General features: G+C 61.0%; 13 protein-coding genes. 12 read left to right on the top strand and 1 reads right to left on the bottom strand.

The window, feature by feature from the left end; genetic code table 11:
• Positions 1-214: 214 nt before the first annotated feature.
• The 11 genes from ACZZ0Q_RS21325 to trpC all read left to right on the top strand — a co-directional run bounded on the left by ACZZ0Q_RS21325 (position 215) and on the right by trpC (position 14131).
• Positions 215-3640, top strand: a complete 3426-nt coding sequence (locus tag ACZZ0Q_RS21325) for an ATP-binding protein (RefSeq protein WP_463540888.1) — start codon at positions 215-217, stop codon at positions 3638-3640.
• 227 nt (positions 3641-3867) lie between these two features.
• On the top strand, positions 3868-4980 hold the full coding sequence (locus tag ACZZ0Q_RS21320) for an ABC transporter ATP-binding protein (protein ID WP_463540889.1): 1113 nt from the start codon (positions 3868-3870) through the stop codon (positions 4978-4980).
• A gap of 62 nt (positions 4981-5042) precedes the next feature.
• On the top strand, positions 5043-6074 hold the full coding sequence (locus tag ACZZ0Q_RS21315; RefSeq protein WP_463540890.1) for an ABC transporter substrate-binding protein: 1032 nt from the start codon (positions 5043-5045) through the stop codon (positions 6072-6074).
• A gap of 148 nt (positions 6075-6222) precedes the next feature.
• On the top strand, positions 6223-7455 hold the full coding sequence (locus tag ACZZ0Q_RS21310; protein ID WP_463540891.1) for an ABC transporter permease: 1233 nt from the start codon (positions 6223-6225) through the stop codon (positions 7453-7455).
• Between the two features lie 14 nt (positions 7456-7469).
• Positions 7470-8300, top strand: a complete 831-nt coding sequence (locus ACZZ0Q_RS21305) for an ABC transporter permease (RefSeq protein WP_463540892.1) — start codon at positions 7470-7472, stop codon at positions 8298-8300.
• A 179-nt stretch (positions 8301-8479) separates the two neighbouring features.
• Complete coding sequence (gene rpe / locus ACZZ0Q_RS21300) at positions 8480-9154, top strand: ribulose-phosphate 3-epimerase (protein ID WP_463540893.1); 675 nt, start codon at positions 8480-8482, stop codon at positions 9152-9154.
• Positions 9151-9987: a phosphoglycolate phosphatase gene (locus tag ACZZ0Q_RS21295; protein ID WP_463560911.1), complete on the top strand. Its 837-nt coding sequence runs from the start codon at positions 9151-9153 to the stop codon at positions 9985-9987. The genes rpe and ACZZ0Q_RS21295 overlap by 4 nt, the downstream gene beginning before the upstream one ends.
• Positions 9988-10149: 162 nt before the next feature.
• Positions 10150-11652: an anthranilate synthase component I gene (gene trpE, locus ACZZ0Q_RS21290; protein ID WP_463540894.1), complete on the top strand. Its 1503-nt coding sequence runs from the start codon at positions 10150-10152 to the stop codon at positions 11650-11652.
• A 12-nt stretch (positions 11653-11664) separates the two neighbouring features.
• On the top strand, positions 11665-12261 hold the full coding sequence (locus ACZZ0Q_RS21285; protein WP_122450742.1) for an aminodeoxychorismate/anthranilate synthase component II: 597 nt from the start codon (positions 11665-11667) through the stop codon (positions 12259-12261).
• The gene (gene trpD / locus ACZZ0Q_RS21280; RefSeq protein ID WP_463384564.1) at positions 12258-13307 is read left to right on the top strand and encodes an anthranilate phosphoribosyltransferase; all 1050 of its coding nucleotides are present in this window, start codon (positions 12258-12260) and stop codon (positions 13305-13307) included. Before ACZZ0Q_RS21285 ends, trpD begins: the two co-directional genes overlap by 4 nt.
• Positions 13304-14131, top strand: a complete 828-nt coding sequence (trpC, locus tag ACZZ0Q_RS21275; protein ID WP_463540895.1) for an indole-3-glycerol phosphate synthase TrpC — start codon at positions 13304-13306, stop codon at positions 14129-14131. Before trpD ends, trpC begins: the two co-directional genes overlap by 4 nt.
• A gap of 158 nt (positions 14132-14289) precedes the next feature.
• On the opposite strand, the gene crp is transcribed toward trpC, so the two are convergent.
• Entirely contained in the window at positions 14290-14934 is a 645-nt protein-coding gene (gene crp / locus ACZZ0Q_RS21270; protein WP_108099316.1) for a cAMP-activated global transcriptional regulator CRP, read from the bottom strand.
• Between the two features lie 235 nt (positions 14935-15169).
• On the opposite strand from crp, the gene ACZZ0Q_RS21265 reads away from it, so the two are divergent.
• A complete protein-coding gene (locus tag ACZZ0Q_RS21265) occupies positions 15170-15592 on the top strand; it encodes an OsmC family protein (protein ID WP_108099318.1) in 423 nt (140 codons plus the stop codon).
• The last annotated feature ends 76 nt before the right edge of the window (positions 15593-15668 follow it).

The following is a 15668-nucleotide window of genomic DNA, read 5'->3' as shown; positions in this document are numbered from 1 at the left end:
CTCCCGCAGGCGGGCGAGGGGTGACGCAGGGCGGCGACCGAGTTTCTCCGGTTACAGATGTGATCGCCAGAGCGTATGCCAACTCGGTCGGCCCCCTCGCCCGCTTGCGGGAGAGGGCTGGGGAGAGGGGCCTTTGATCTATTGCCAATTTGAAACCCCCCACGCTTTTGCGTAGCGTGCATTCCCTCTACATCCCCCACGCTGCGAGGCCTCCGTGGCTGCTCTTCGTCTGCTGCTGTTGTCGCTGTTGCTGGCGTGTTCTGCCTCTGCGTGGGCGGGGTATCCGGGGTCGGTGGATTTGCGTGCCTGGTCACCAGACACCGAGCCGATGCGCATTATGAATGGCCAGTGGCTGCTCACTTGGCGCGACGGCGCCCGCGCGCCGCAGCGGGTGACGTTGCCGTTTACCTGGCATAACGGCACGCCGACGTGGTGGGGCGAGGTCGGGTTTGGTCGCGTGGAGTTCAGTACGCAGTTGTTGCTGCCGGTCTCCAACGAACCATTGGCCTTGTATATCGATGCGCTGAAATCCGCCGGGCGCGTGTGGGTCGATGGACAATTGGTGGCCACGGCCGGCCGTGTCGGTGAGGCTGATGTTGAACAGGCGCGCATCCGCCCGCTGTTGATTCCTTTGCCCATCGGCGCCGACAGCGTGTTGGTGCGCATCGAGGTGTCGAACCATTTTCATCGCGAAGGCGGCATCGATATGCCGATTCTGGTGGGCGCCCGCAATTACCTCGAACACCGCGCCGCCATCGGCCAGGGCGTGCAGTTGTTCACGCTGGGTGGCTGCATTCTGATGGCGTTCTACCTGTTGCTGCTGGGCAGTTGGAACAGCCAGCAAATGCTCAGCGGCCCGTTCAGTTTGATGCTCGGTTTGGCGGCGATGAGCGCAGCGGCCAACAGCAGCTTGATGGACAGCCTCGACCTGCCCACCAGTCTGATCTATCACATCAAATACATCTGCCAGATTCTCTATCCCGCCATCTACGCGCTGCTGTTGCGCCGGCTGTTTCCGGAAGAGTCGAGCCTGATTGTAGCGCGCGCGCTGTTGGCGATTGCGGTAGTGATCACCCTGCTGATTCTGCTCACGCCGCCCGCGCTGTTCACCGGCACGCGCGAGTTGGCGGCGGTATTGGTGGTGGGCTCGTGCATCTATTTTCTCAGCAACATCATTCACGCCGTGCTGCGCCATCGCGATGGCGCGCAGAGCATTCTGCTCGGCATGTTGGTGGTCACCGCGGCGGTGTGCAACGACGTGCTGCTTTACACCGAAGGCCTGGTGACGGTCAGCGTATTTCCTTTGGGCGTGTTGGGGTTGCTGCTGTCTCACGGCGTGGTGTTGGGGCAGCGCATGCTCGCCGCGCTGCGGCACAACGTGGAGCTGTCGGACCACCTTCAGCGCCTGAACACGTCGCTGGAACAGCGTGTAGAACAGCGCACCGCCGTGCTGCGACAGAACCGCGACTTGCTCGACCGCACCCTCGAACATATGGACGCCGCGCTGCTGTCGGTAGACGGTCAAGGCACCATTCTGGCGATCAACCAGCGCTTTCGGCGGCTGTTCGGTATGTCGGCCGAGGTAACTACGCGCGAGCAGTTGCTGGAGCGCTTGCAGCAAGCCGAGCTGGCACTGGACCCGTGCGAGTGCGCGTTGCTGTTGCCGGCGATTGGTCAGGAGTTGCGCGCCCGTGAAGACCTGCCGCTGGCCAACCGGCTGATCATCGACGTGCGCCGCCGCTCGCTGGCGGATGGCGGCTGGGTGTCGACCTTTGAAGACGTCACCAGCCAGCGCCTGGCCGAACTCGGCGTGCAGGGCGGCGACATTGGCCATTGGAAATTCGATGTGCACAAGCGCCAGTTGGAGGGCACGGAACGCTGCTGGAGCATGCTGGGGTATCACCGCGAAGCCATTGCCCCACCGAACTTGCTCAGCCTGAGTCATCCGCAGGAACGCAGTCGCCTGATGACCGAAGTGCTGCGCGCGCGGCGCGGCAAAGGCGAGCTGCAATGCACGTTGCGCCTGGCCCACAGCAATGGCGACTGGCTGTGGGTGTCGCTGCGCGGCCGCTGCATTCTCGACCGTGCGCAGCGGCCGCGGTATTGGATTGGCGTGATCGAAGACATCGACCGCGAGGTATGCGCGCAAGTCGCGCTGGAGCAGGCGCGCGACCAAGCGGTGCGTGAGGCGCGGCAGAACGAAGAACTGCTCGCCACCCTCAGCCACGAATTGCGCACGCCGCTGGTGGCGATTCAAGGGCACATTTCCCTGCTGCTTGATCAGCATGAACTGCAAGTGGCGATGCGCCGACGCCTCGACACCGTGCAGAACGCCTCGCGCAACCTCACCGACGTGCTCGACGGCTTGTTGGCGCTGGCGCGCAGCGAAACCGCCAAGTTGCCGCTGCGCGTGCCGTTCGACCTGGCCGCGCTGGTGCGCGAGTGCGTCGAGGTGATGCGCCTGCAAGCCGGGGCCAAACAGCTGGCGCTCAGTTTGCACATGGATTTGGGCGAGCGCTGCTGGGTGGAAGGCAGCCCGGTGGGCGTGCGGCAGGTGCTCTACAACCTGCTGGGCAACGCGATCAAGTTCACCCAGCAGGGTGGCATCAATGTGCGGGTGCAGGCCGACGCCCAAGGCGAAGGTTTTATTCTGGTGGTCACCGACACCGGCATGGGCATTCCCGATGACTTGCAGTCGCAGGTGTTCGCCGCCTTCACCCGGCTTGACCAGCACAGCCACCAGCCGGGCGTGGGCCTCGGTTTGTATATCGTGCGGCGGCTGGTGCAGCTGCTCGGTGGCGAAATCAGCCTGCAAAGCAGCGTCGGCGTCGGCTCGTGTTTTCGTTTGGCGTTGCCGTGGCCGCCGTTGCTGCGCCACCAGCCGGAGCTGAATCTGGACGTGCCGCTGGACGGCCTGTACGTGTTGCTGGTGGAAGACGTGCCGGTCAGCCGCGAAGTAACCCGCGAGCTGCTGCTCAGTTGGGGCTGCCTGGTGGACACCGCCGTCGACGGCGAAGGCGCCATCGCCAGTTGCCAAGAGCACGACTACGACCTGGTGCTCATGGACATGCGCCTGCCCGACATGGACGGCCTGGAAGCCAGTCGCATCATTCGTCAGCAACAGGGCGATGTCGGCCCGCTGATGGTGGCGCTCACCGCCAACGCCACCGACCTCGACCGCCAGGCTTGCCTGCAAGCCGGGCTTGATGGCGTGCTGGCCAAGCCGCTGCAACGTCGTCATTTACAGGCACTGCTGAGCGGCGAAGACATGTTCGCGCCGTCTGCCGCGGACCTTGCCAGTGGTGACGAGCGTGCCCTGGCCGCGCCGCGCTTCGAGCAGTTGCGCCAGTGGCTGGGCGCTAATTTGTTCGACCGTTTGCTGCCCTCGTTCCTGGCCTCGCTGGAAGAGGTACGTGAAGGCGTGCAGGAGTTATTAACCGCGCCGAGCAGTGAGGCGGTGCAGGCACGGCGCAGTGCACTGCTGCACCGTTTGCAGGGCAGCGCGGCAAACTTCGGCTTGCACGGTTTGGCGCGTCAGAGCCTTGCCGCGCAGCGCGGCGACATCGCCCTCGAGGTGCTGCGCGATGTGCTGGACGACCACCTGCACGTGCTGCGCGCCGAATTGGAACGGGCGGGGTAGGGCGCGCTTGCGCACGGTTTACCTGTTTGCGACCTCAGCAAACCGCGCCGCCGCTCTGGCTCCTGGCGCGTGCGTTTGGCAATACTCAAACGCGCCACGGGGGTAGGGCAATCCTTACCCTCAGACTTCCGCTGCGCTTATAGCAATCTCTCATAGCCACCGATTTGCGCGCGCGCCAGGCTTCTCTAGCCTTAAGGCACGACGTACAAAATCAAAAAGGTGGGGTCATGGGCGAGTCGCAAGTGAACGATGTGCTGGTCAGCTTTCGTGGCGTTCAGAAAAGCTACGACGGCGAAAACCTCATCGTCAAAGACCTCAACCTGGACATCCGCAAAGGCGAATTTCTTACCCTGCTGGGGCCGTCCGGCTCGGGCAAAACCACAAGCCTGATGATGCTCGCCGGCTTCGAAACGCCCACCAGCGGCGAAATTCTGCTGGCCGGCCGCGCCATTAATAACGTGCCGCCGCACAAGCGCGACATCGGCATGGTGTTCCAGAACTACGCCTTGTTTCCGCACATGACCGTGGCGGAAAACCTGGCCTTTCCGCTGACCGTGCGTGGCATGAACAAAACCGATGTCAGCGAGCGCGTGAAGCGTGCGTTATCGATGGTGCAGCTCGACACCTTCCGCAATCGCTACCCCGGCCAGTTGTCCGGCGGCCAGCAGCAACGCGTGGCGCTGGCCCGCGCGCTGGTGTTCGAACCGCAGCTGGTGCTGATGGATGAACCGCTGGGCGCGCTGGATAAACAGCTGCGCGAGCACATGCAGATGGAGATCAAGCACCTGCACCAGCGCTTGGGCGTGACTGTGGTGTACGTGACCCACGACCAGGGCGAAGCGCTGACCATGTCCGACCGCGTGGCGGTGTTTCACCAGGGCGAGATCCAGCAGATTGCGCCGCCGCGTGAACTGTACGAAGAACCGAAGAACACCTTTGTCGCCAACTTCATCGGCGAGAACAACCGCCTCAATGGCCGCCTGGTCAGCCGCGACGGCGAGCGGTGCGTGGTCGAGCTGGGCCGTGGCGAAAAGGTCAATGCACTGGCCGTCAATGTGGGCCAGCCGGGCGAGCCGGTGACCTTGTCGGTGCGCCCCGAACGCGTGCTGATCAACAGCGCCAGCGATGTGTGCAGCAACCGATTCTCCGGCCGCGTGGCCGAATTTATCTACCTGGGCGACCACGTGCGTGTGCGCCTGGAGGTGTGTGGCAAGGCCGACTTCTACGTCAAGCAACCCATCGCCGATCTCGATCCGGCGCTGGCGGTGGGCGACGTGGTTCCGCTCGGTTGGCAGGTGGAGCACGTCAGGGCGTTGGATCCGTTGTTGGAAACAGCCTGACCGCTTTGAAGTTCGCAGTTTGATAACGCGTTATTCAACCCAGCACTGTGGAGAAAACAACAATGAAACAAGCACTGAAACTCGTCAGCGTGGCACTCGGGTTGGCAATTGCCAGCCAGGCCATGGCGGCCGATCTGACCGTGATCTCGTTCGGGGGAGCGAACAAGGCCGCGCAAGTCAAAGCGTTCTATGAGCCATGGGAAGCGGCTGGCAAAGGCAAGATCGTGGCCGGTGAGTACAACGGCGAAATGGCCAAGGTCAAAGCCATGGTCGACACCAACAGCGTGTCGTGGGACCTGGTAGAAGTGGAGTCGCCGGAACTGTCGCGCGGCTGCGACGAAGACATGTTCGAAACCCTCGACCCTGCGCTGTTCGGCAACAAGGCCGACTACGTGCCGGGCGCCATTCAAAGCTGCGGCGTGGGCTTCTTCGTGTGGTCCACCGTGCTGGCCTACAACGCCGACAAACTGAAAACCGCGCCTACCAGCTGGGCCGATTTCTGGGACACCACAAAATTCCCCGGCAAACGTGGCCTGCGTAAAGGCGCGAAGTACACCCTGGAATTCGCCCTGATGGCCGACGGCGTTGCGCCGAAAGACGTCTACAAAGTACTGGCCAGCAAAGACGGCCAGAACCGCGCGTTCAAAAAGCTCGACGAGCTGAAGCCGAACATTCAGTGGTGGGAAGCTGGCGCGCAACCGCCGCAATACCTCGCCTCCGGTGACGTGGTAATGAGTTCGGCCTACAACGGTCGCATCGCCGCCGTGCAGAAAGAAAGCAACCTGAAAGTGGTATGGACCGGTGGCATCTACGACTTCGATGCCTGGGCCATTCCGAAGGGTTCGAAGAACGCCGAAGAAGCGAAGAAATTCATCGCCTACTCGGTTCAGCCTGAGCAGCAAAAAATCTACTCGGAAAACATCGCCTACGGCCCGGCCAACTCCAAAGCCGTTGCCCTGCTGGACAAAGGCATCCTTAAAGACATGCCGACCACACCGGAAAACATCGCCGATCAAGTGCAGATCGACGTGACCTTCTGGGCCGACAACGGCGAGCAGTTGGAGCAGCGCTTCAACTCGTGGGCTGCCAAGTAACACGCGGGTAATGCCGCTGCGTAACCCCTTGTAGGAGCGAGCTTGCTCGCGAAGAACCTGAGCGCCATGCGATGCGTCTGCGTAATGGCCTTCGCGAGCAAGCTCGCTCCTACGGGGATAGCGATTCATTTTTGTTCGGAGTAGCCCTATGGCCGTCGCCATTGCTGAAACCACCTTAAAGCAACGCCTCGCGCGTGCCGAGCGGGTCAATCGCCTCAAGGCGCAAGCGCTGATCGCGCCGCTGGTGCTGTTTTTGCTCTTGGTGTTTCTGGTGCCGATTGTTGCGCTGCTCTACAAAAGCGTTGCCAACCCCGAGGTGGTCAACGGCTTGCCGCGCACCGTGGTGGCGGTGGCCGAGTGGGATGGCAAAGGCTTGCCGGCTGAGCCGGTGTACAAAGCCATCAGTGAAGACCTGGGCGAAGCCCGGAAAAACCAAGTCTTGGGCGATTTGTCCAAGCGTCTGAATATGGAATCGGCCGGCTACCGCAGCCTGCTGATGAAAACTGCGCGCGCGCTGCCGTTCGCCGAAGCGCCGGCTTCTTACAAAGAAGCACTGGAAGGGTTGGATGAGCGCTGGGGCGATCCGGCCTACTGGCAGGTGATTCGCCGCAACACCTCAAGCGTCACGCCGTACTACTTGCTGGCGGCTGTGGATCACCGCATCGACGATGTCGGCGAAGTGGCACCCGCCACGCCGGACCAAGCCATTTACCTGGATATTTTCGCCCGCACCTTCTGGATGGGCCTGGTGATTACCGCCATCTGCCTGGTGCTCGCCTATCCGCTGGCGTATCTGCTGGCCAACCTGCCGTCGCGCCAGAGCAACCTGCTGATGATTCTGGTGCTGCTGCCGTTCTGGACGTCGATTCTGGTGCGCGTGGCTGCATGGATTGTGCTGCTGCAGTCGGGCGGCCTGATCAACAGCGCGCTGATGGCCGTAGGCATTATCGATAAGCCGTTGGAGTTGGTGTTTAACCGTTCCGGTGTGTACATCGCCATGGTGCACATCATGCTGCCGTTTATGATTCTGCCGATCTACAGCGTGATGAAGGGCATCTCGCCCACCTACATGCGTGCGGCAATTTCCCTCGGCTGCCACCCATTCGCCAGCTTCTGGCGCGTGTACTTTCCGCAGACCCTGGCCGGTGTCGGCGCCGGTTGCCTGCTGGTGTTCATTCTCGCCATTGGCTACTACATCACCCCGGCGCTGCTGGGCAGCCCGAGCGATCAGATGGTCAGCTACTTCGTTGCCTTCTACACCAACACCAGCATCAACTGGGGCATGGCCACGGCGCTCGGCGGCCTGCTGCTATTCGCGACCCTGGCCCTTTACGTGGTGTATAGCTGGCTGGTGGGCGCAAGCCGCCTGCGCCTGAGCTGATTAGGAGAACTCTGATGCAAAGCCCTTATATGTCTCCGATCGAGCGCGTTTGGTACTACGCCCTGCGTGGCCTGTGCGCGCTGGTGCTGCTGTTTCTGATTCTGCCGGTGCTGGTGATCGTGCCGCTGTCGTTTAACTCCGGCAGTTTTCTGGTGTACCCGCTGCAAGGATTCTCGCTGCACTGGTACCAAGACTTCTTCGCCTCAGCCGACTGGATGCGCTCGCTGAAAAACAGCCTGATCGTGGCACCGGCCGCCACCGTGCTGGCCATGGTGTTCGGCACCCTCGCCGCCATCGGCCTGACCCGTGGCGAATTTCGCGGCAAGGCGCTGGTGATGAGCCTGGTGATTTCGCCGATGGTGGTGCCGGTGGTGATCGTCGGCGTCGCCAGTTATTTGTTCTTCGCGCCGCTGGGCTTGGGCAACAGCTACCTGTCGCTGATTGTGGTGCACGCGGTGTTGGGTGTGCCGTTTGTGATCATCACCGTGTCGGCCACCTTGCAGGGTTTCAACTACAACCTGGTGCGCGCTGCGGCCAGCCTCGGGGCGTCGCCGCTCACCGCCTTTCGCCGAGTGACCTTGCCGCTGATTGCACCGGGCGTGATCTCCGGCGCCTTGTTCGCCTTTGCCACCTCGTTTGATGAAGTGGTGGTGACGCTCTTTCTGGCCGGGCCGGGCCAGGCGACCTTGCCTCGGCAGATGTTCAGCGGCATCCGCGAAAACCTGAGCCCCACCATTGCGGCGGCGGCGACGTTGCTGATTGGGTTTTCGATTGTGCTGTTGCTGACGTTGGAATGGTTGCGTGGGCGCAGTGAGAAGTTGCGGACGTCGGCGAGTGAGAGCTAAGGGTCAAAAGCATCGCGGCTAAAGCCGCTCCTACAGACGGCACAATTTGTAGGAGCGGCTTTAGCCGCGATGCTCTTTATCTCCCCCTACGAAAGCAGCAGGTTGCCGTCTGATACATGACAGGCGAAATCCAGAACGCCTCGGGTACAATGCGCCACGATTTTTGTCCGAGGTGCGCCATGCAACCTTTCGCTATTGCCCCATCCATTCTCTCCGCCGACTTCGCCCGCCTGGGTGAGGAAGTGGACAACGTTCTAGCCGCTGGCGCCGACATCGTGCACTTCGATGTCATGGACAACCACTACGTGCCCAACCTCACCATCGGCCCGATGGTTTGTTCGGCGCTGCGCAAGTACGGCGTGACAGCACCCATCGACGTGCACCTGATGGTCTCGCCGGTTGATCGCATCATTGGCGACTTTATCGAAGCCGGCGCCACGTACATCACCTTCCACCCCGAAGCCAGTCAGCACATCGACCGCTCGTTGCAGTTGATCAAGGCGGGCGGCTGCAAGGCGGGCCTGGTGTTCAACCCTGCCACGTCGCTGGACAGCCTCAAGTACGTGATGGAGAAGGTCGACATGATCCTGCTCATGAGCGTGAACCCAGGCTTTGGCGGGCAGAAGTTCATCCCCGGCACGCTGGACAAACTGCGCGAAGCCCGTGCCCTGATCGAGGCATCTGGCCGTGACATTCGCCTGGAAATCGACGGTGGCGTGAATGTTCAGAACATTCGCGAAATCGCGGCGGCAGGTGCCGACACTTTTGTAGCCGGTTCGGCCATTTTCAACACGCCGGATTACGCGGCCGTCATCGCCCAGATGCGCGCCGAACTGGCGCTCGCGCGCCCATGAGTGGCTTTGCGCAGGTGCTCGGCGGGCGCTTGCCGCGCCTGGTGATGTTCGACCTGGACGGCACCCTGATCGACTCGGTGCCCGACCTTGCCGCCGCCGTTGACCACATGCTTATTCAGCTCAACCGCCCGACAGCGGGCGCCGAGCAGGTTCGTACCTGGGTCGGCAACGGCGTGCGTGTGCTGGTGCGTCGCGCCCTGGCCGGCAACATCGACCACACAGCGGTGAGCGATGAAGATACCGAGCAGGCGCTGGCGATTTTTATGGAGCTGTACGCCGACAACCACTCGCTGTCCAAGCTTTACCCAGGCGTGCGCGAAACGCTGAAATGGCTGAAAAGCCAAGGCATCGAGATGGCGCTAATCACCAACAAACCGGAGCGCTTTGTCGGTCCGCTGCTGGATGAAATGCGCATTGGCCGTTACTTCCGCTGGATCATTGGCGGCGACACGCTGCCTCAGCAAAAGCCCGATCCAGCTGCACTGAATGTGGTCATGCAAATGGCCGAAGTGTCGCCGGGCGAAGCGGTGTTTGTCGGCGACTCGCGCAGCGATGTGCAAGCCGCCAAAGCCGCCGGCGTGGTTTGCGTGGCGCTGAGTTATGGCTACAACCATGGTCGGCCGATTGCCGAGGAAGAACCGGCACTGGTGATCGACGATCTGCGCAAACTGCTGCCCGATTGCGCCGAATCGGCCGCTGAGATAATGTTGCCCGACGCCTTCAAATCCCCCCGCCAAAGAGATGCCATCGTGGTGGTCACCCGCAAACACTGGTTCGTCAAATCCGGGATGAAAATCCTCAAGGCCCTGGCCCGCTGGCGTTGGCGCGCCTGATCCGAGCCTGGCCGCAAGGCCTGCGTGTTTGCCATTACGACCCTAAACCTGAGCAAGACGGATGCGAGTACCCCAACAGGGCGCGCAGTGAGTAACTGCCGATAGCCCGAGCGGCTCGCCATCCCGGCCAGGTTTTTACCCTCAAGCCATGAGGCTGTTTACATGATCCGCGAAGAATTCCTGCGCCTGGCCGCCGACGGCTACAACCGCATTCCCCTTGCCTGCGAAACCCTGGCCGACTTCGACACACCGCTGTCGATTTATCTCAAGCTGGCCGACCAGCCCAACTCCTATTTGCTCGAGTCCGTACAGGGCGGCGAGAAGTGGGGGCGTTACTCGATCATCGGCCTGCCGTGCCGCACGGTGCTGCGAGTGCATGGCCATCACATCAGCGTGACCCACGACGGCGTCGAGATCGAAAGCCTGGAAAGCGAAGACCCGCTGGCCTTCGTCGAAACCTTCAAAGCCCGCTACAACGTGCCGACCATCGCTGGCCTGCCGCGCTTCAACGGCGGCCTCGTCGGTTACTTCGGTTACGACTGCGTGCGCTATGTGGAAAAACGCCTGGGCGCCTGCCCGAATCCGGACCCGATTGGTGTGCCGGACATTCTGCTGATGGTCTCCGACGCCGTGGTGGTGTTCGACAACCTGGCCGGCAAGATGCACGCGATTGTGCTGGCCGACCCAGCGCAATCCGATGCCTACGAAAACGGTCTGGGGCGCCTGGAAGAGTTGCTGGAAAAACTGCGTCAGCCGATCACCCCGCGTCGCGGTTTGGACTTCACCAAAGAGTCCGGCATCGAGCCCAATTTCCGCTCCAGTTTTACCCGCGAGGACTACGAGCGTTCGGTCGACACCATCAAGGAATACATCCTGGCTGGCGACTGCATGCAAGTGGTGCCGTCGCAGCGCATGTCCATCGATTTCAAAGCCGCGCCTATCGACTTGTACCGGGCGCTGCGCTGCTTTAACCCGACGCCCTACATGTACTTCTTCAACTTCGGCGATTTCCATGTCGTCGGCAGTTCGCCCGAAGTGCTGGTGCGCGTGGAAGACAACCTGATCACCGTGCGGCCCATCGCCGGCACGCGTCCGCGCGGCGCCACCGAAGAGGCCGACCGCGCGCTGGAAGAAGACTTGCTGGCCGACGCCAAGGAAATTGCCGAGCACTTGATGCTGATCGACCTGGGTCGCAACGACACCGGTCGGGTTTCCGAAATCGGCACGGTAAAGCTCACCGAAAAAATGGTGATCGAGCGTTATTCCAACGTGATGCACATCGTCTCCAACGTCACCGGCCAATTGAAAAGCGGGCTGACGGCCATGGACGCGCTGCGGGCGATTTTGCCGGCGGGCACGTTGTCTGGTGCGCCGAAGATTCGCGCCATGGAAATCATCGACGAGCTGGAGCCAGTCAAGCGCGGCGTGTACGGCGGCGCGGTGGGTTACCTGGCCTGGAACGGCAACATGGACACCGCCATTGCCATTCGTACCGCGGTGATCAAAAACGGTGAGCTGCATGTGCAAGCCGGTGGCGGCATTGTTGCCGATTCGGTGCCGGCGCTGGAGTGGGAAGAAACCCTGAACAAGCGCCGCGCCATGTTCCGCGCTGTCGCCCTGGCTGAGCAGACCGTCCCCACTTCTTCCACCGCCACCGACGCCTAAGGAGCACTTGCCATGCTGTTAATGATCGACAACTACGACTCCTTTACCTACAACGTCGTGCAGTACCTGGGCGAGTTGGGCGCGGACGTAAAAGTGGTGCGCAACGATGAGCTCAGCGTGGCTGACGTCGAAGCGCTGAAGCCGGAACGCATCGTGGTATCGCCCGGCCCGTGCACGCCGAGCGAAGCCGGTATTTCCATCGAAGCCATTGAGGACTTCGGCGGCAAACTGCCGATTCTGGGCGTGTGCCTGGGCCACCAAAGCATTGGCCAGGCCTTCGGCGGCGACGTAGTGCGCGCCCGCCAGGTGATGCACGGCAAAACCAGCGCGGTGTACCACAACAACACCGGCGTCTTCGAAGGCCTGAACAACCCGCTGACCGTCACCCGTTACCACTCGCTGGTGGTCAAGCTGGACACCTTGCCCGACTGCCTGGAAGTCACCGCCTGGACTCAACACGAGGACGGCTCGGTGGATGAAATCATGGGCTTGCGCCACAAAACCCTGAACATCGAAGGCGTGCAATTCCACCCTGAATCGATTCTGTCGGAGCAGGGCCACGAGCTGTTTGCCAACTTCCTCAAACAAAGCGGGGGCGTGCGCGCATGAACATCAAAGAGGCGCTCAACCGTGTGGTCGCTCAGCTCGACCTGACCACCGAGGAAATGCAGGACGTCATGCGTGAAATCATGACCGGGCAGTGCACCGACGCGCAGATCGGTGCCTTCCTGATGGGCATGCGCATGAAGAGCGAAACCATCGACGAGATCGTCGGCGCCGTCGCGGTCATGCGCGAACTGGCGGCTCAGGTTGAATTGCCGACGCTTAAACATGTGGTTGACGTGGTCGGCACCGGCGGCGATGGCGCCAACATTTTCAATGTCTCCACGGCCGCGGCGTTCGTCGTTGCGGCTGCCGGCGGCAAGGTGGCCAAGCATGGCAACCGCGCGGTATCGGGTAAAAGCGGCAGCGCTGATCTGCTCGAAGCGGCGGGCATTTATCTGGAACTGACGCCCGTGCAAGTGGCGCGCTGCATCGACAGCGTTGGCGTTGGCTTCATGTTCGCGCAGGTGCACCACAAGGCGATGAAATACGCCGCCGGCCCGCGCCGTGAAATGGGCCTGCGTACCTTGTTCAACATGCTCGGCCCTCTGACCAACCCGGCCGGTGTGAAGCACCAGGTGGTCGGCGTGTTCAGTCAGGAGCTGTGCCGCCCGCTCGCCGAAGTGCTTAAGCGTCTGGGCAGCGAGCACATTCTGGTGGTGCATTCGCGTGATGGTCTGGATGAGTTCAGCCTGGCTGCGCCCACTCATGTGGCGGAACTTAAAGACGGTCAGATCAGCGAATACGATGTGCGTCCGGAAGATTTCGGTATCACCAGCCAAACGCTGATGGGCCTGGAAGTCGCCAGTCCGGCGGCGTCGCTGGAGCTGATCCGCGATGCCCTGGGGCGCCGTAAAACCGAGGCAGGCAGGAAAGCCGGCGACTTGATCGTGCTTAATGCGGGCGCGGCCCTGTATGCCGCCGATTTAGCGACTAGCCTGCATGAAGGGGTGCAGTTGGCCCACGACGCGTTGCACACCGGTTTGGCGCGGGAAAAAATGGAAGAGTTGGCGTCCTTTACGGCGGTGTTCCGCCAGGAGAATCAAGCGTGAGTGTGCCTACCGTCCTGGAAAAAATTCTGGCCCGTAAAGTCGAAGAAGTCGCCGCCCGCCGTGCAGTGGTGAGCCTGGTTGAGCTGGAGCAACAGGCCCGTACGGCCGATGCGCCACGCGGTTTTGCAGCCGCGCTGCTGGATGCAGCCAAGCGTAAAGAACCCGGTGTAATTGCCGAAATCAAAAAAGCCTCGCCCAGCAAAGGCGTGCTGCGCGAAGACTTCGACCCGGTGGCGATCGCCCAGAGTTACGAAGCCGGCGGCGCGGCGTGCTTGTCGGTGCTCACCGATATCGACTTCTTCCAGGGTGCCGATCATTACCTGCAGCAAGCCCGCGCGGCCTGTGGCCTGCCGGTGATTCGCAAAGATTTTATGATCGACCCGTATCAGATTGTCGAAGCGCGCGCGCTAGGGGCGGATTGCATTCTGCTGATCGTTTCGGCGCTAGACGACGTGCGCATGGCCGAGCTGGCGGCGGTGGCCAAGTCGGTCAACCTCGACGTTCTGGTGGAAGTGCACGACGGCGAAGAACTCGACCGCGCCTTAAAGGTGCTCGACACGCCACTGGTGGGCGTGAACAACCGTAACCTGCACACCTTTGAAGTGAGCCTGGAAACCACGCTGGATTTACTGCCGCGTATTCCGCGTGACCGCATGGTGATTACCGAGAGCGGCATCCTCAATCGCGCCGACGTGGAACTGATGGAAATCAGCAACGTGTACGGTTTCCTGGTAGGCGAGGCGTTTATGCGCGCGGCCAATCCAGGGCAGGAATTGCAGCGCTTGTTTTTCCCGGAGCGTAAGGGGCCGGTCAGCATTGATTGATTGGGTGCTTTTGTGGGTGCGGCTTTAGCCGCGATGCGGTTGAAGTCAAAAGCATCGCGGCTAAAGCCGCTCCCACAGACATAAAAAACCGGACAATAAAAAGGCCAGCTCGCAGCTGGCCTTTTTATTGTCCGGTTTTTTATCCGAGCCTTATGGGCTTAGCGGGTGCCGAACACCACCATGGTTTTACCTTTGACGTTGACCAGGCCTTGTTCTTCAAGCGCCTTTAGGACACGTCCGACCATTTCACGCGAGCAACCGACGATGCGACCGATTTCCTGACGAGTGATTTTAATCTGCATACCGTCGGGGTGAGTCATGGCGTCAGGCTGTTTGCACAGGTCCAGCAACGTGCGTGCAACGCGGCCAGTGACGTCAAGAAACGCCAGGTCGCCCACTTTGCGGGTGGTGTTACGCAGACGCTCAGCCATTTGGCTGCCGAGGGCATAGAGAATGTCCGGGTCTTGCTGAGTCAGTTCGCGGAACTTGGCGTAGCTCAGTTCAGCCACTTCGCATTCGGTTTTTGCCCGTACCCAGGCGCTGCGTTCTTTCTCGATGCCGTCTTTTTCAAACAGGCCCATTTCGCCGAAGAAGTCGCCTGAGTTGAGATAGGCGATGATCATTTCGCGACCGTCATCATCCTCGATAAGAATGGTGACCGAGCCTTTAACAATAAAGAACAACGTCTCGCCGCGATCGCCTGCGTAGATGATGGTGCTTTTGGCGGTGTAACGACGGCGATGACAATGCGCGAGCAGTTTGTCGATGTTCTTGATTTTTGGTGTGAGAGTTATAGCTACCATGCCCTAGCCCCGAAGAAAAATAAGATGCAACCCTTTGTCTAGCAGCAATTTTTTTATAAGTTATTCGAGCAAGTGTGCCAGTAAATTGTCGCCAGCTTAACAGACACTCATGGCCGTTGATCGGTTTTGAGACGTGGCTAACAGTGGCAGCTATCTATCAGCGTTTCTGGCTTGAACTAGTTGGTCTATGAGCTTGTGATAAGCTCCCGTCCCTTTTAACAGCGGAGGCGTGGCAATGAAAGCGCGGATTCAGTGGGCTGGCGAAGCTCTTTTCCTCGGTGAGTCTGGCAGCGGCCATGTTGTTGTCATGGACGGCCCGCCCGAGAGCGGCGGACGCAACCTGGGCGTGCGTCCCATGGAGATGGTGCTCATCGGCTTAGGCGGCTGCACCAACTACGACGTCGTTAGCATCCTGAAGAAATCCCGACAACCGGTTGAAAGCTGCGAGGCTTTCCTTGAAGCCGAACGCGCGAGCGAAGAGCCAAAAGTGTTCACCAAGATTCACGTGCACTTTGTGGTGAAAGGCCGCGGCTTGAAGGAAGCGCAGGTCAAGCGCGCGGTTGAACTCTCCGCTGAAAAATACTGCTCGGCCTCGATCATGCTCAGCCGCGGTGGCGTGGAAATTACCCACGACTACGAAATCATCGAATTGGGCTGAAACCCGACACCGAGCGTTCATACAACCAGCGCACACTGGTCCGCATTGCGCGGGTCACACGGTGCTGGCAGCCGGT

This window comes from Pseudomonas sp. AC070 (assembly GCF_979258635.1).
Note: the sequence above shows the minus strand (reverse complement) of the source record. Positions and strands in the feature narration are given on the sequence as shown.

What these genes read in the sequence shown, in the direction of transcription:
- ACZZ0Q_RS21320 (WP_463540889.1), top strand. Translation starts at nt 3,868, where the DNA reads ATGGGCGAGTCGCAAGTGAACGATGTGCTGGTCAGCTTTCGTGGCGTT.
- ACZZ0Q_RS21315 (WP_463540890.1), top strand. Translation starts at nt 5,043, where the DNA reads ATGAAACAAGCACTGAAACTCGTCAGCGTGGCACTCGGGTTGGCAATT.
- ACZZ0Q_RS21310 (WP_463540891.1), top strand. Translation starts at nt 6,223, where the DNA reads ATGGCCGTCGCCATTGCTGAAACCACCTTAAAGCAACGCCTCGCGCGT.
- ACZZ0Q_RS21305 (WP_463540892.1), top strand. Translation starts at nt 7,470, where the DNA reads ATGCAAAGCCCTTATATGTCTCCGATCGAGCGCGTTTGGTACTACGCC.
- rpe (WP_463540893.1), top strand. Translation starts at nt 8,480, where the DNA reads ATGCAACCTTTCGCTATTGCCCCATCCATTCTCTCCGCCGACTTCGCC.
- ACZZ0Q_RS21295 (WP_463560911.1), top strand. Translation starts at nt 9,151, where the DNA reads ATGAGTGGCTTTGCGCAGGTGCTCGGCGGGCGCTTGCCGCGCCTGGTG.
- trpE (WP_463540894.1), top strand. Translation starts at nt 10,150, where the DNA reads ATGATCCGCGAAGAATTCCTGCGCCTGGCCGCCGACGGCTACAACCGC.
- ACZZ0Q_RS21285 (WP_122450742.1), top strand. Translation starts at nt 11,665, where the DNA reads ATGCTGTTAATGATCGACAACTACGACTCCTTTACCTACAACGTCGTG.
- trpD (WP_463384564.1), top strand. Translation starts at nt 12,258, where the DNA reads ATGAACATCAAAGAGGCGCTCAACCGTGTGGTCGCTCAGCTCGACCTG.
- crp (WP_108099316.1), bottom strand. Translation starts at nt 14,934, where the DNA reads ATGGTAGCTATAACTCTCACACCAAAAATCAAGAACATCGACAAACTG.
- ACZZ0Q_RS21265 (WP_108099318.1), top strand. Translation starts at nt 15,170, where the DNA reads ATGAAAGCGCGGATTCAGTGGGCTGGCGAAGCTCTTTTCCTCGGTGAG.